The sequence below is a fragment of the Nonomuraea sp. NPDC005692 genome (genome assembly GCF_040631115.1).
Taxonomy (GTDB): Bacteria; Actinomycetota; Actinomycetes; order Streptosporangiales; family Streptosporangiaceae; genus Nonomuraea.
In genome coordinates, this window is sequence record NZ_JBEXYU010000010.1 from 39,065 (window position 1) to 53,012 (window position 13,948).

Here is a 13,948-nt window from a genome sequence, read left to right on the forward strand (position 1 = left end):
AGGTAACCGCCGCCACCACGCGTGATCGACCGGCTTCGCGCAGTCGATGTATCGCGCCGGCGATCGCGAAGTGGGAGGATCAACCAGCGTGAGATTCATCATCAGAACCGTGGCCGCGGCCGCCGCCCTCTGGGTCGCCATCCAGCTCCTCGACGGCATCCGGATCACCGCCCCGGAGAACTCGGCCAAGTACTGGGGCGTGCTGCTCCTCGTGGCCCTGATCTTCGGTGTCGTCAACGCCATCGTGAAGCCGATCGTCAAGGCGCTGGGCTGCGCGGTCATCGTGCTGACCCTCGGGTTGTTCCTCCTCGTCATCAACGCGGGCATGCTGCTGCTGACGAGCTGGATCGCCGGCCAGTTCGACATCCCCTTCCACGTCGACAACTTCTACCCGGCCGCCTTCTGGGGCGCGATCATCATCAGCGTGGTCAGCTGGCTGCTCGGCCTGTTCATCCCCGACAACGACTGACCCCCTCCCATGCAGCTCAACGGCGCCGGCCTGACCTGCGCCCAGGTACACGAAGCCGCCCACGGCCGGGCCCGGGTCACGATCGGTCCCCTCGATCGTGCCCGGGCCTCGTGGGCCACCGCCCAGGGGCTGACCGGCCCCGTCTACGGCCGCAGCACGGGCGTGGGCGCCAACCGGGACGTCCGGCTCGACTCCCCCGGTCTCGACCTGCTGCGCAGTCACGCCTGCGGAGCGGGTCCCCTGGTGGCGGCCGAACGCGCGCGGGCCATGCTCGTCGTACGGCTCAACCAGCTCATGGCGGGCGGCTCGGGCATCGACCCGGCCGTGCTGCCCGTCCTGGCCGAGGCGGTCGCGGGCGGGTTCACGCCGCCGGTCCGCACGTACGGCGCGATCGGCACCGGCGACCTGACCGCGCTCGCCACCACGGCCCTGTGCCTGCTGGGCGAGGTGCCCTGGCGGCGGGCGGGCGAGGAGACGGCCGGGCCGCGCTTCGCGCTCGCCTCCGGCGACGCGCTGCCCTTCATCAGCTCGGGCGCGGCCACGCTGGCCGACGCCGCGCTGGCCTGCCACCGGCTGGGCGCTCTGCTGGAGGCGGCGGTCGAGGTGGCCGCCCTGTCTTTCACCGCGGTCGACGCCTCCGCCGAGCCGCTGGCCGCCGCCGTCCAGGAGGCCAGGCCGCATCCGGGCCAGTCGCGTGTGGCCGGACGCCTGCGCGGCCTGCTCACCCACGAGCTGGCCACCCGCGTCCAGGACCCGTACGGCTACCGCGCCTTCGCGCAGGTGCACGGCGCGGCCGTGGACGCGTTGGAGCGTGCCACCGCCACCGTCGAGACCGACCTGAACGCCGCCACCGAGAACCCGCTCATCACCGGCACCCTGGCCTGGCACAACGGCAACTTCCACTCGGCTCCGGTGGCCCTGGCCCTCGACGCGCTGCGCGCCGCGCTGGCCCAGACCGCCCAGCTCAGCACCGCCCGCCTGGCCACCCTCATGAACCCGGCCTACACCGGGCAGCTGCCCTTCCTGGCCGACCGGCCGGGCGCCTCCGGCCTGATGATCCTGGAGTACGTGGCCCAGGACGCCCTGGCCGAGCTGCGCCATCTCGCGGCCCCCGTGACGACCGGGACCGCGGTGATCTCGCTGGGCACCGAGGACCACGCCGGTTTCGCCACCCAGGCCGCCCGCCACGCGCTGCGCTGCCTCGAACCGCTGGAGATCGTGCTGGCCTGCGAGCGCGCCGCCGCCGTGCGGGCCCGCAAGGGGGCACGACCCGACGGGCAGCTCACCGACGAGCTGGACGAGGCGCGGGCGGCGCTTGCGCGACCGAGCCACGCTCCCTGAGCGTCGGCTCCTGGACCACGCGGCGGCGGCGGGTGCCGCCGTCGGCCGCGGCCGCGATGAGGCGCACCGCGGCCCTGACGATGCCGTCGATGTCCCAGTCGACGGTGGTCAGGCCGGGGGTGAGCAGCCCCGACATGGGATGGTCGTCGTAGCCCATGACCGACACGTCGCCGGGGATGGACAGGCCCAGCTCCTTGGCCGCGGCGTAGACGCCGTAGGCGATGGAGTCGGCGAAGCAGAAGACCGCACCCGGCCTGGACGTGGAGAGGATCTCGTGGGCCGCCGAGGTGGCCGCCGCCAGGTCGTGGGGGGCCGTGACGACCTCGATGTCGAGCCCCAGCCGGTCGGCCTCGGCCAGGACGTGCACGTCGGCCGGACGGTCGGGGGTGCTGGCCTGGGTGGGCGTGAGCACGGCCACCCGGCGGTGCCCGAGGCCGGCCAGGTGTTCCAGGGCCAGCGTGACGCCCCGGCGGTTGTCGAAGACGACCTCGCCCGCCGTGCCCGCCAGCGAGTCGCCGATCGCGACGACGGGCAGCGACTCGCACAACTCGGCCCAGAACGGCGCGGCCGGGTCGACCGGCTGCACGATCATGCCGTCGACGCGCTGGTCGCGGAGCTGCTGGGCGAGCACGCGCTCGCGGTCGGGGTCGCCGACCGCGTCGAGGATCAGGGCATAGCGGTCTTTCTCCCGCAGGCCCCTGCTGATGCCGACCGCCAGCGACTGCTGCCACAGGTCTTCGAGCGAGCCGCAGAGCAGGCCGATCATGCCCGTGCGGCCGCTGGCCAGGGCCCTGGCGATGGGGTCGGCCTCGTAGCCGAGCTCGGCGGCGGCGGCGCGCACGCGCTCCATCGTCTCCTCCGAGACCTGCATGCCGCGCAGCGCATAGGAGACGGCCGCCGGAGACAGACCGGTCGCGCGGGCCACTTCCCGAATCGTCGCTCTCTTCCGCGGCATCCCGCCAGCCTATTGCCTGCCACCGACAGAAGCCGGGTTCCCGCACGGGCTCGCGGGCTTTCTTGGCCCGCCCTCGACGTGCGAACCGTTGACAAAAGGGACAGTGAAGCGTTTCACTGAACCGTATCAGTGAAACGGTTCACCTGCTTGATTTCGCAGTACACTTCGTTTACCTGTAATCTCAGTAGGAAATAGAGGGAGGTGTGATCGTGAGCATCGACGTGCACCAGCATCTGTGGACGGACTCGTTCGTCGCCGCGCTGCGCGCTCGCACCGTCCCGCCCCGGCTCGACGGCTGGACGCTGCTGCTCGACGGCGAGCCGCCGTACGAGGTGAACCCGGCCGACCACGAGCACCGGGACACGACGGGGCTCGACCTGGCGCTGGTGTCGATGTCGAGCCCGCTGGGCGTGGAGTTCCTGCCGCCGGAGGAGGCCTGGCCGCTGATCGACGCCTACCACGAGGGCGCGCTCGGGCTGGGCGAGCCGTTCGGGGTGTGGGCGGCGACCTGTCACAGCGAGCCCGATCCGGAGCGGCTGGCCAAGGACCTCGACCGGGGGCCGGCCGGGCTGCAGATCCCGGCCACCGCCGTACCGGACGACCGGCTGCTCGACGTGCTCACCGAGCGGGACCTGCCGCTGTTCGTGCATCCGGGGCCGGCCGCCGTGCCGCCGCCGCCGGGGGCGCCGCCGTGGTGGCCGGCGCTGGTGCCGTACGTGCAGCAGATGCACGCGGCCTGGCACCACTTCCACGCCGTGGTCCGGCCCCGGCATCCTCGGCTGCGGGTGTGCTTCGCGCTGCTGGCCGGGCTCGCGCCGTTGCACTCCGAACGGCTCATCGCCCGTGGCGGCACCGGGCGCGGCCTGGTCGATCCCGGTTTCTACGTGGAGACGTCCTCGTACGGGCCGCGTGCCATCGACGCGATCGTCCGCGAGCTGGGCGTGGACGTCGTCGTCAACGGCTCCGACGCACCGTACGCCACCGCCCCCGACCCCGGCCTCGGCACCGCCGCCCGCCACGCCATCCAGTCCACCAACCCCCGCCGCCTCCTGGGCCTCCCCCACCCATGAACCCGCGAGGGAGCGCCGGTGCCTGGAGGAGCGGCGGGAGCGCAGCGACAGCGGGGGAAGGCGCCGGCATACAGGCGACCGAGCCGCCTCACGGAGTGAGGCAATCAGATACAGCGCCCGCCTCACGCAGTGAGGCCGTTAGACCCGCGAGGGAGCGCCGGTGCCTGGAGGAGCGGCGGGAGCGCAGCGACCAGAGCGGGGGAAGGCACCGGCATACAGGCGACCGAGCCGCCTCACGGAGTGAGGCCATTAGATACAGAAGGGAGACTCGTACGTGAGTGACATCCAGATCCAGGGCGGGGGCGTGTGTGCCGGGCTGCCGGAGCGCACGCTCGACCGGCGCGAGCTGCGCGACCTGGTCGACGAGCTGGCCGCCAACCCGCAGGAGTGGCGTGAGATGGTCGACTTCCCGGCCGACGGCGGGCGGCACTACGCCTCCCTGTACCGGGACGCCTACGTGGACGTCTGGGTGCTGTGCTGGCGTCCCGAGGACGACACGGGCTGGCACGACCACGACATCTCCTCGGGCGCGGTGCACGTCGTGCAGGGGGCGTTGCAGGAGTGCAACCCGCGCATCGGCGGCGAGCACCTGGAGACCGTGGTGCCCGCCGGGCAGTCGTTCTCCTTCGGCCCCGACCACATCCACCGGCTCGGCGGCGCGGAGGGCGAGAGCGTCTCGATCCACGCGTACTCGCCGCCGTTGTGGCGGCTCGGCCAGTACTCCATCGACGACAGCGGCGTCATGCGCCGGGTGTCGGTGAGCTACGCCGACGAGCTGCGTCCTATGGACGAGCCGGTCGCTGTGGCCTGAGCACGCAGCAGCTCCCGCACGCCTCGACGTCGGGCAGGGTGATCCACAGGCAGCACGTCCTGCGGAAGTAGCCGTCGTCGGCGGGCTCGACCAGCCCGTCGACCGGGCTGCCGAGCTCGGCGAGCAGGGCCATGTAGTCGCCCTTGACGATGCAGGTCAGCGGATGGGCGAACGCCTCGGCGGTCGAGCCCCACAACGTGCGCTCGCCGACCTTGGCGAGCGCGCTGATGGCCTTGACCAGCGGCTGCTGCGCCTCGGCCAGCGACTCGCGGATGGGCTCGACGCCGGTGCCCCAGCTCACGCGGCTGGCGGCGATCGTCACGCCGGCGTCGGAGACCTTGAAGTAGGTGTCGGCCAGCCGCATGACGGGGATGCGGCCGTCGAGGGCCCAGCCGAGCGCCATGGGCAGGCTGTGCCAGTAGCCGAAGGTCTTCCAGAACAGCGCCGCGCCGACGTGCCGGGGCGCGTTCCAGCGCGCCGCCGTCTGCCCGACCAGGCCCTCCAACAGCGTGTACGGCTCCCGCAGCAGGTCGGCGGCGGCCGTCCAGCTCTCGTCGGGGTCGATCACGAGCCCTGGCTCGACCCCGATGACACCGCCCCGGCCGTCGGCCAGACGCTGGAGAGCCTCGGTCAGCACGCTCGGATCCCTTCTACAGGTTAGCCTTACCTAAGGTAGCAGGGCGTCCGGCGAACCATCCAGCCACCAGCTGGGCCCCGAGGACCCCCAGGCCGACCGTCAGCGGCACGGTCCAGCCGCCCGAGACCTCCCTCAGGTAGCCGAACAGCAGGGGGCCCAGGGCGGCCACGACGTACCCCACCGACTGGGCCACGGCCGACAGCGCGGTCACGCCGGCCGGATCGGCCGGGCGCAAGGCGATGATCAGCAGCGCCAGCGCGAACGAGGCTCCCTGGCCGATGCCGAGCACGATCATCCACAACCACGGCACGGTGGCCGGGGCCAGCAGCACGCCGAGGTAGCCGAGCACGGTCAGCACGCCGGCGCCCACCACGTACGGCACCTGCGAGGCCCGGCGGCCGGCCAGCACCGGCACCGCGAGCGAGGTCGCGACCTGGACCAGGTTCGTCAGGCTGAGCAGGTAGCCGGCCTGGTCGGCGGGCAGGCCGGCGTCGAGGAAGATGGTCGGCAGCCAGGCCAGCATGACGTAGAAGGTGAGCGACTGCAGGCCCATGAGCGCGGTCACGTACCAGGTGACGCGGCTGCGCAGGACGGCGCCGAACGGTCTCGGGCCGCCCTGCTCGGCGGGCCCGCCCCGGACCGCCTGCGGCAGCCAGAGCAGGGCCGCGAGCACGGCGGGCACGGCGAGCAGCGCCGAGACGCCGCGCCAGTCGAAGCCGGTGGCCCGCTCCAGCGGGATCACCAGGGCCGAGGCCCCGGCCGCGCCGGCCACCACGGCCGCTACGTAGACGCCGGTGAACAGGTTGACGCGGGTGGGGAAGTGCTGCTTGACGATGCCGGGCATGGAGACGTTCATGACGGCGATGGCGGTCGCGGCCAGCGCCGAGCCCAGGTAGAGCATCGGAACGCCGTCGAGCCCGCGCAGGCACTCGCCCGCCGCCACCACGAGCAGGCCGGCCAGCAGTGTCCTGTCCAGGCCGATGCGCCGCGCGAGCAGCGGGGTCAGCGGGCCGAACACGCCCAGGCAGACCACCATGACGGTGGTGATCGCGCCGCCGCCCGACGGCGACAGCCCCAGGTCTTTCATGATCTCGTCGAGGAGCGGTGACAGGCCCGCGATGGCGGGCCTCAGGTTGAGCGCGGCCAGCACGAACCCGGCCACCAGCAAGGCGTGACGCAACGGCATAGGGAACCTACTCTGGCACAGGCGTCTGACAACGTTGTCCGCCCGGGTGGAGTAGGACATGATCCATGCGTGAGACCGACGATGAAGGACGTCGCGTCGGCGGCGGGCGTGGCGCTCAAGACCGTCTCGCGCGTGGTCAACGGCGAGCCCGGCGTCCATCCGGCCACCGCCGAGCGGGTGCGGGCGGCCATCGACCGGCTGGGCTACAGCCGCAACGAGAGCGCCCGGGTTCTGCGCACGGGCATGACCGCCACCATCGGTCTGGTCATCGAGGACGTCGCCGACCCCTTCTACGCCGGTCTCAGCCGGGCCGTCGAGGACGTCGTCATCGACCACGGCTGCCTGCTGCTCAGCGGGTCCTCGGGCGAGGAGCCGGGACGGGAGCGCGAGCTGGTCGAGACGTTCTGCGCGCGCAGGGTGGACGGGCTGATCGTCGTCCCGGCCGGCGACGACCACGCCTACCTGCGGGGCGAGCTGGAGGCCGGCACGCCCGTGGTGTTCGCCGACCGGCCGCCCGAGCCGGGGATCGACGTGGACACCGTGCTCGCCGACAACGCGGGCGGGGCCGAGCAGGCCGTCCGGCACCTGCTCACGCACGGGCACCACAGGATCGCGTTCCTGGGGGACGATCCGGCGATCTACACCGCGGCGCGGCGGCTGGCGGGTTACCGGCGGGCGCTCGGCGGGCTGTTCGACCCGCGGCTGGTGGCGATGCGCCCGCCGTCGCTCGACGACGTACGGGCCGACCTGCGGCGCATGCTCGCCCTGGACGCGCCGCCGACCGCGCTGTTCACCGGGAACGGGCGGCTCACGGTGACCGCGTTGCGGGCCCTGGAGGGGCGGCGGCTCGCGCTGGTGGGGTTCGACGACTTCGAGCTGGCCGACCTGCTGCGGCCGGGGGTGAGCGTGGTGGCGCAGGATCCGGCCTGGATGGGCCGGGTGGCCGCCGAGCTGCTGTTCCGCCGCCTGCGCGGTGACGGCGGGCCGCCGGAGCACGTCGAGCTGCCCGTGCGTCTCATCCCGCGGGGCTCCGGGGAGCTTCCGGCGACCTGACCGCACCGGGCGCCCCGACCGTGCCGGAGGAACTGACCGTGCCGGAGGAACCGGCGGCACCGGAAGAACCAGAAGAACAGGAAGAACCAGAGGAACCGGAGGGCTTGGAAGGGCGCAGGGGCCCGATCAGGGCCAGGGCGACCAGGACGCCCGCCCCGCCCGCCGCGACGATCGCGGCCCCCGGCCCGATCGTCTCGCCCAGCGCGCCGACCAGCGCCGCCCCGGCCGCCTGCCCCGTCATCAGCCCCGCCGACTGCAGCCCGAACGCCTGCCCGCGCCCCTCCTCGGGCACCGCGTCCACGAACCGCCGCTGCAACCCAAGCTGGTACGACAGCCCCGCGGCAGCGCACGCGGCCAACACCGCGGCCCACCCCACGCCCGGCCCGAGCGCGAACCCCAGCCACGGCACCCCGAGCAGCACGGCGAGCGGCGCCGACAGCCGCTCCCGCAGCGGCGGCGCGGCGAACCTGCCCACGCTGAACTCCCCCACCGCCATCCCGGCCGCCGCCGCGGCGAGCACCATGCCCGCCCGCCCCTCACCGCCCAGGTACGGCACGATCATCGCCTCCGCCCCGGCCAGGCACATCGTCGGCAACCAGCCGGCCAGCAGCAGGCCACGCACCCGCCGGTCGGCCAGCAGCGACCGGTTCACCCGCATCGTCTGCCGCACGGCCCCCGTCCCGCCGCTCCCGGCGGCGGCGCGGGCGGGACGGTCGGGCAGGCCGAACCGCAGGACCACCGCGCCCACAGCCGACAGCGCGGCGGTGGCGGCCAGCGCGCCGGGCGCCCCGGCGAAGGCCAGGAACGCGCCGCCGGCCGCGAGCCCGCCGACCTGGGAGGCCGCCGAGGCGATCCCGAGCACCGACCGGCCGAGCACGAACGCGTCCCCCGGCAGGACGTCCGGCAGCGCGGCCGACCTGGCCGCGCCGAACACCGGCGAGAACAGCCCGCTGACCAGCACCAGCGCCAGCATCCCCCACACCGGCAGCCCGGCGTAGGCGAGCAGCAGGCACACCGCCGCCCTGACCAGCTCGCCGGTCACCATCAGCGCCCGGGGCCGCAGCCGGTCGGCCAGCGACAGCAGGAACATGCCGCCCACGATGTACGGCAGCCACCCCGCCATGTACGCCGCCGCCGACAACCCCGGAGAGCCCGTCCGCGCGTACACCAGCACGGACAGGGCCAGCATCTTGATCGATTCCCCGGTGATCAGCAGCGCGAAGCTGCCGAACAGCACCCGGAACTCCTTGACCGCGAACACGTCGCCGTACGTCGCCGCTCTCACACCCCCGATGCTGCTGAACCGGCTCCTGACCGGGCCATGGTTTCGGATATAACCGAAAGATGGCACTGAGGATCCAGGTGACCCCGCAGGACCTGGTGGCCAGCAGGTTCGCGATCTCCCCGCTGATCGAGACCATGCACGCCCACTGGACGCTCGACGGCAGGAACGAGCCGGGCGTGCACCGCCGGTGGGTGGAGCGATGGCGCGGCCCGTACCTGGACCTGGTGCGACGGCATCCGGCGCTGCGCGCGCTGGCGGCGATCAGCGGCAACAAGGGCGACGCGAACGTCGACTTCATCGCCCCGCCGCCGGCCGGGATGAGCGTGCCGTTCGAGACCGAGCTGGCCTCGATGCGAAGGACCCCGGTCCGCCAGGCGCACGAGGAGATCGCCGGGGTGCTGGCGGGGCTGCCGCCGGTGCCGGGGCCGGTCCGGGACCTGCTGTTCTCGCCGCGGGTGGTGGAGGTGCTGGCCGACGCGTACGAGGCGCTGTGGCGGGAGATCATCTCGGTGGACTGGCAGCGGTTCCACACGATCCTCGAACGCGACGTGATCCAGCGGGCCGGGCGCCTGGCCGCCTACGGCTGGGCCGCCGCCCTCGACGACCTGAGCGACCAGGTGCGCTGGCGTCCGGACGGGCACATCGAGGTGCGCCTGCACACCCGCCACGGCCTCCACGTGCTGGGCGGCGGGGGCCTGCTGTTCGTGCCGACCGCCTTCTCCGGCTCGGTCGGCGTGTACCTGGAGGCGGCCTGGCCCAACGCGCTGGTCTACCCGGCCCGCGGGACCGGCGCCGCGGTCGGCGTGCCGGACGGCGACCTGGCGCTGCTGATCGGCCGCACCAGGGCACGCGTCCTCACCGAGCTGGCCGTGCCCGCGACGACCACCCACCTGGCCGCCCTGCTCGGCCAGAGCCTCGGCGCGACCGGCGGGCACCTGACCGTCCTGCGCAGGACGGGCCTGGTCGTGGGCACCCGCACCGGCCGTTCCGTCCTGTACGCCCGTACGCCGCTGGGTGACGCGCTGGCCGGCCGGTCACCGGCGTAGCGGGCCGTCCCGCGTCAGCCCTTCAGCGCGCCCGCCATCAGGCCGCGCATGAAGAACCGGCCGAGCAGCACGTAGATCAGCATGGTCGGGATCGAGGCCAGGATGGCCGCGGCCATCTGCTGGCTGTAGGGGGTGGCCTGGGCCCCGGCGATGTTGTTGAGCATGACGGTGGTCGGCCAGCTCTGGGGCCCGGTGATGAAGACGGCGAACAGGAAGTCGTTCCACAGGGAGGTGAACTGCCAGATGATCACCACCGCGATCGCGGGCCACGACACCGGCAGCACGACCGACCAGTACGCGCGCAGCATCCCAGCCCCGTCCACCCGCGAGGCCTCGATCAGCTCGTCGGGGATCGTGACGTAGTAGTTGCGGAAGATCAGCGTGCAGATGGGGATGCCGTACACGACGTGCGCGAGCACTAGGCCCGGGATGCCGCCGTAGAAGACGCCCTGCAGCCCGGTCTGCTCGTTCAGCCAGACCATGAGCTTGACCAGCGGGATCATCACGCCCTGGTAGGGGATGAACATGCCGAACAGGAACAGCGTGAACAGCACGTCCGCGCCGGGGAAGCGCCATTTGGACAGCACGTAGCCGTTCATCGACCCGAACGCGCACGACAGCAGCGATCCGGGGACGGCCAGCAGCACGCTGTTCCACAGGCCGGGAGCCAGCTTCTCCCAGGCCACCCGCCACGCCTCGGTGGTCCACGTCTTCGGCAGGTTCCACGCCTGGCCGGGGTCGGCCTCGGTGAGCGGCTTGAAGCTGGTGGCCAGCAGCACGTAGATCGGCACGAGGACGACGACCACCAGGGCGAGCAGCAGGCAGAACCGCACGACCCCGAACCCGGTCCTGCGCCGGGCCGCGACGGCCGTCATGGCCTGCGCTCCTTGCGCACCGACCAGATCAGGTACGGGATCACGAAGACCGCCACGCTGAGCACGATGTACGAGGCGATCGTGGCCCCCTTCGCCGGGTCGTGCGAGTCGTAGACCGCCACCCACATGAACACCGCGGGCACGTCGGTGATGATCTGCTTGCCGGACACCGCCACGATGAGGTCGAAGACCTTGAGCGAGATGTGTCCCAGGATGATCAGCGCCGACAGGGTGACCGGCCTGAGCATGGGCAGCACCACGTGCCGGTAGACGCCCCACTCGCCGGCGCCGTCCACCCGCGCGGCCTCGCGCAGCTCCTCGGGGACGCCGCGGAAGCCCGCCAGGAACAACGCCATGACATATCCGGACATCTGCCAGATTGCTGGGAGCGCCATCGCGGCCATCCCCCAGTCCGGATCCCTGAACCACTGCCACTGCGGCAGCCCGATCGCGTCGAACAGCCGGTTCAGGCCGACCGCCCGCTCGCCCGTCCCGGAGTTCATCAGCCACCGCCACACGATGCCGGTCGCGACGAACGACACGGCCATCGGGAACAGGTAGATCGCCCGGAACGTGCCCTCCCCCCAGATCCCCTTCTCCATGAGGAACGCCAGGAACCAGCCCAGCACCAGCGCCCCCGCCACGAACGCGATCGTGAACACGATCGCGTGGTCGACCGACAGGCGCCAGCGCGCCTGGTCCCAGATGTCGACGAAGTTCTTCAGCCCCACGAACGTGCCCTCGGACACCTCATCGTGCTGGTCCGTCATGGCCAGGCGGAAGTTCCAGCCCAGCATGCCGTACACGAACACGCCGATCGCCACGATCGACGGCGCGACGAGGAGGAGTCCGGGCAGCCAGGTGCGTGCCCGCCTCACAACCGTTTCCCTTCGCGCGGGTACGGCGGGAGCGCCCCGCCGTACCCGCATGCGTCACTGAGCGTTGGCCTTGGCCGCGTCGGCCAGGCCCTGCTGCAGGCCCTTGACGTCCTTGCTGCCGATGAACAGCCCGACCGCCTCGTTGATCGAGGCCAGCCACGGCTGGCTCACCGAGACGCCGTGCTGGATGGAGCCGGCCAGCTTGTTGCCCGACCAGTCCTTCAGCGCGTCGGCCAGGTAGTCGGTGTAGAGCGACTGGTCGGCGTCCTTGCGGGCGGGGATGGAGCCCTTCTTGGGGTTGAAGGCGTCCTGCCCCTCCTTGCTCGCCGCGACCTTCAGCCACGCCACGGCCCCGTCCCGGTTCTTGGCGCCCTTGGGCAGGGTGAAGCTGTCCGACAGCCACATGTAGGTGCCCTCGGTGCCGGGCGCGGGCGCCCAGTCGAAGTCCGTCTTGGACGTCTTGCCGAGGCCGCCCTCCGGCGGGTTGTGGAAGTAGCCGTAGGCCCAGTCGCCCATGATGTTGAACGCCGCCTCGCCGTCGGCCACCTGCTTGGCGGCGGGCTGCCAGTCGTCCTGCGGATCGCCCGCGTACGACATGATCTTGGCGTAGTTCTCCAGCGCCTTCGTCATCTGCGGGCCGCTCCAGTCGGCGCCCGGCTTGAACAGCGCGTTGTAGGCGTCGGTGCCGAGCGAGCCGAGCAGCACGTTCTCCAGCAGGTGGGTGGCGGTCCACTCCGAGCCGACGGAGATCGGGATCTTGCCCTTGGCCTTGACCTTCTCCAGGTCGGCGATGAACTCCTCGATCGTCTTGGGCGCGGCCGCGATGCCGGCGTCCTTGAGCACCTTGGGGTTGAACCACAGGACGTTCGACCGGTGGATGTTGACCGGCACCGAGTAGATCTTGCCCTCGACGCTGATCTGCTCGACGAGCTGGGCGGGGAAGACGTCCTTGAGCTTCAGCTCGTCGTACAGGAACGTCAGGTCCTCCAGGTTGCCCGCCTTGATGTAGCCCTGCAACTCGGCGCCGGCGTGCCCCTGGAACGTGTCGGGCGGCGTGCCGGCCTGCAACTTCGACTGCAACAGCGCCTTGGCCTTGTCACCCGAGCCGCCCGCCACGGCGGCGTCGAAGAACGTGTAGTTCGGGTTCTTGTCCTCGAATATCTTCTTCATCGCCTGGAGGCCGTCGGCCTCACCGGGGCCAGTCCACCAGGAGAAGACCTCCACCTGCTTCTTGCCGCCGCTCGACGAACCCGGCTCAGAAGTCCGGCCGCCGCTGCCTCCGCCGCAGCCCGCCAGGCCCAGAACGCCCGCCATCGTGATCGAGACGGCCGCTAACCACCGTCGCATCGCACACCATTCCCTTCGCGATCCCCCGAAGTTGGTGACCTTTGACAACGTTGTCAACAACGGCTATCAACCCACTTCGCGCGCGCCGACGTCAAGGGCGGAGCAGGTAACAGGTCCGCATACTCAGCCCACGCGCTCCAGCGTGCCGGCCGGCCCGGTGAGCACGGTGACGCCCGCGTCGTAGCCGGATCCGGGCAGGTCACCGCGACCCGCGGCCACGACCAGCGCGCCCTTGGACACGGCCAGGCCGACCAGGGCGGGCAGGTCGGCGCCGTCGCCGGGCGGCCACGTGCACAGCACGACGTCGGACTCCACCAGGCCGATGGGCACGTCGAGCTCGGCCATCCTGGCCAGCAGGTCGGCGTGCGTGAGCCGGGCGCCGCCGGGCAGCGCCAGCGCGTCCTGGCGCTTGGCGTCGAGGGCGGGCAGCGCGGTGGGCTCCAGCACGAGCAGGCCGCGGAAGTCGATCGTGTCGAGCGCCGGGCCGAGCGAGACCACCTGGCGCACGCGGGAGCCGTCGGCCGCCGCGATCGCCGTCTCCGCCAGGTCGGGGGTAGTGATCAGCATGCGGGCGTCGCACTCGCGCAGCAGTGCCGCCACCTCCTCGGCGCCGAGCCCCGCACCGATCGGCGCGGCCACCCCGCCCGCCGCCAGCACGGTGTGCAGGGCCACCGTCTGGGTGCCGGTCGTGGAGACGTGCACCCCCACCACCTGGTCGCGGCGCGCTCCCCTGCGCACCAGCCCGGACGCCGCCCTGGTCACCTCGGTCACCAGGCTGCGGTAGCCGTAGACGTGGCCGCCGCGCAGATCGATGAGCGCCGGCCGCTCGCCCCGCTCGTAGGCCCGGCAGAACACCTCGTGGATCACGGTGCCGGAGGACGAGGCGGACGGCGTCATGCCCGTCAACGTACGGTCGCCCGCGCGCCGGCCGCATCCACCGATCTATGTAGAGCGGTGTGCATTTCCCCAGCCCAGGGCCGAGGTGGGCGGGCCCG

The 13,948-nt window shown here is 72.2% G+C and carries 14 protein-coding genes; 6 read left to right on the top strand and 8 right to left on the bottom strand.

All coding sequences use genetic code 11. The features are described from left to right. The first annotated feature begins 88 nt into the window (after positions 1 to 88). Together ABZ459_RS21935 and ABZ459_RS21940 are read left to right on the top strand one after the other, a co-directional pair. On the top strand, positions 89 to 469 hold the full coding sequence (locus ABZ459_RS21935) for a phage holin family protein (RefSeq protein WP_357972936.1): 381 nt from the start codon (positions 89 to 91) through the stop codon (positions 467 to 469). A 9-nt stretch (positions 470 to 478) separates the two neighbouring features. Next, positions 479 to 1,810, top strand: coding sequence for an aromatic amino acid ammonia-lyase (locus ABZ459_RS21940; RefSeq protein WP_357972939.1), 1,332 nt, complete (start codon positions 479 to 481; stop codon positions 1,808 to 1,810). On the opposite strand, the gene ABZ459_RS21945 is transcribed toward ABZ459_RS21940, so the two are convergent. Next, positions 1,752 to 2,735 (bottom strand): LacI family DNA-binding transcriptional regulator, encoded by a 984-nt coding sequence (locus ABZ459_RS21945; RefSeq protein WP_352352106.1) that lies wholly within the window; start codon positions 2,733 to 2,735, stop codon positions 1,752 to 1,754. The genes ABZ459_RS21940 and ABZ459_RS21945 overlap by 59 nt on opposite strands. A gap of 239 nt (positions 2,736 to 2,974) precedes the next feature. Here ABZ459_RS21945 and ABZ459_RS21950 point away from each other — a divergent pair, with 239 nt between their 5' ends. After that, complete coding sequence (locus tag ABZ459_RS21950; protein WP_357972942.1) at positions 2,975 to 3,835, top strand: amidohydrolase; 861 nt, start codon at positions 2,975 to 2,977, stop codon at positions 3,833 to 3,835. A 274-nt stretch (positions 3,836 to 4,109) separates the two neighbouring features. After that, the gene (locus tag ABZ459_RS21955; protein ID WP_357972945.1) at positions 4,110 to 4,646 is read left to right on the top strand and encodes a cysteine dioxygenase family protein; all 537 of its coding nucleotides are present in this window, start codon (positions 4,110 to 4,112) and stop codon (positions 4,644 to 4,646) included. Here the strand turns inward: ABZ459_RS21955 and ABZ459_RS21960 are convergent. Both ABZ459_RS21960 and ABZ459_RS21965 read right to left on the bottom strand, forming a co-directional pair. Beyond that, positions 4,618 to 5,283, bottom strand: coding sequence for a hypothetical protein (locus tag ABZ459_RS21960; protein ID WP_357972948.1), 666 nt, complete (start codon positions 5,281 to 5,283; stop codon positions 4,618 to 4,620). The genes ABZ459_RS21955 and ABZ459_RS21960 overlap by 29 nt on opposite strands. 13 nt (positions 5,284 to 5,296) lie before the next feature. Continuing rightward, complete coding sequence (locus ABZ459_RS21965; protein WP_357972951.1) at positions 5,297 to 6,469, bottom strand: MFS transporter; 1,173 nt, start codon at positions 6,467 to 6,469, stop codon at positions 5,297 to 5,299. 81 nt (positions 6,470 to 6,550) lie between these two features. Between ABZ459_RS21965 and ABZ459_RS21970 the strand changes: the two genes are divergently transcribed. Beyond that, the gene (locus tag ABZ459_RS21970; RefSeq protein ID WP_352352348.1) at positions 6,551 to 7,522 is read left to right on the top strand and encodes a LacI family DNA-binding transcriptional regulator; all 972 of its coding nucleotides are present in this window, start codon (positions 6,551 to 6,553) and stop codon (positions 7,520 to 7,522) included. Here the strand turns inward: ABZ459_RS21970 and ABZ459_RS21975 are convergent. Further along, positions 7,485 to 8,807 (bottom strand): MFS transporter, encoded by a 1,323-nt coding sequence (locus ABZ459_RS21975; RefSeq protein WP_357972955.1) that lies wholly within the window; start codon positions 8,805 to 8,807, stop codon positions 7,485 to 7,487. The two genes, ABZ459_RS21970 and ABZ459_RS21975, sit on opposite strands and share 38 nt — an antisense overlap. Before the next feature lie 59 nt (positions 8,808 to 8,866). Between ABZ459_RS21975 and ABZ459_RS21980 the strand changes: the two genes are divergently transcribed. Then, positions 8,867 to 9,853: a winged helix-turn-helix domain-containing protein gene (locus ABZ459_RS21980; RefSeq protein WP_357972958.1), complete on the top strand. Its 987-nt coding sequence runs from the start codon at positions 8,867 to 8,869 to the stop codon at positions 9,851 to 9,853. 14 nt (positions 9,854 to 9,867) lie between these two features. Here the strand turns inward: ABZ459_RS21980 and ABZ459_RS21985 are convergent, their stop codons facing one another. The 4 genes from ABZ459_RS21985 to ABZ459_RS22000 all read right to left on the bottom strand — a co-directional run bounded on the left by ABZ459_RS21985 (position 9,868) and on the right by ABZ459_RS22000 (position 13,850). Continuing rightward, positions 9,868 to 10,728: a carbohydrate ABC transporter permease gene (locus ABZ459_RS21985; RefSeq protein WP_357972960.1), complete on the bottom strand. Its 861-nt coding sequence runs from the start codon at positions 10,726 to 10,728 to the stop codon at positions 9,868 to 9,870. Next, positions 10,725 to 11,606 carry a sugar ABC transporter permease gene (locus tag ABZ459_RS21990; RefSeq protein WP_357972963.1) on the bottom strand — a complete coding sequence of 294 codons (882 nt, stop codon included), beginning with the start codon at positions 11,604 to 11,606 and terminating at the stop codon, positions 10,725 to 10,727. The genes ABZ459_RS21985 and ABZ459_RS21990 overlap by 4 nt, the downstream gene beginning before the upstream one ends. Before the next feature lie 54 nt (positions 11,607 to 11,660). Then, positions 11,661 to 12,953, bottom strand: a complete 1,293-nt coding sequence (locus ABZ459_RS21995; RefSeq protein WP_357972966.1) for an ABC transporter substrate-binding protein — start codon at positions 12,951 to 12,953, stop codon at positions 11,661 to 11,663. A gap of 123 nt (positions 12,954 to 13,076) precedes the next feature. Then, on the bottom strand, positions 13,077 to 13,850 hold the full coding sequence (locus ABZ459_RS22000) for an AMP-binding protein (RefSeq protein ID WP_357972970.1): 774 nt from the start codon (positions 13,848 to 13,850) through the stop codon (positions 13,077 to 13,079). Between the last annotated feature and the right edge of the window lie 98 nt (positions 13,851 to 13,948).

Coding starts and splice junctions, on each gene's coding strand:
- ABZ459_RS21980 (WP_357972958.1), top strand. CDS start 8,867: ATGGCACTGAGGATCCAGGTGACCCCGCAGGACCTGGTGGCCAGCAGG.
- ABZ459_RS21965 (WP_357972951.1), bottom strand. CDS start 6,469: ATGCCGTTGCGTCACGCCTTGCTGGTGGCCGGGTTCGTGCTGGCCGCG.
- ABZ459_RS22000 (WP_357972970.1), bottom strand. CDS start 13,850: ATGACGCCGTCCGCCTCGTCCTCCGGCACCGTGATCCACGAGGTGTTC.
- ABZ459_RS21940 (WP_357972939.1), top strand. CDS start 479: ATGCAGCTCAACGGCGCCGGCCTGACCTGCGCCCAGGTACACGAAGCC.
- ABZ459_RS21985 (WP_357972960.1), bottom strand. CDS start 10,728: ATGACGGCCGTCGCGGCCCGGCGCAGGACCGGGTTCGGGGTCGTGCGG.
- ABZ459_RS21970 (WP_352352348.1), top strand. CDS start 6,551: ATGAAGGACGTCGCGTCGGCGGCGGGCGTGGCGCTCAAGACCGTCTCG.
- ABZ459_RS21995 (WP_357972966.1), bottom strand. CDS start 12,953: ATGCGACGGTGGTTAGCGGCCGTCTCGATCACGATGGCGGGCGTTCTG.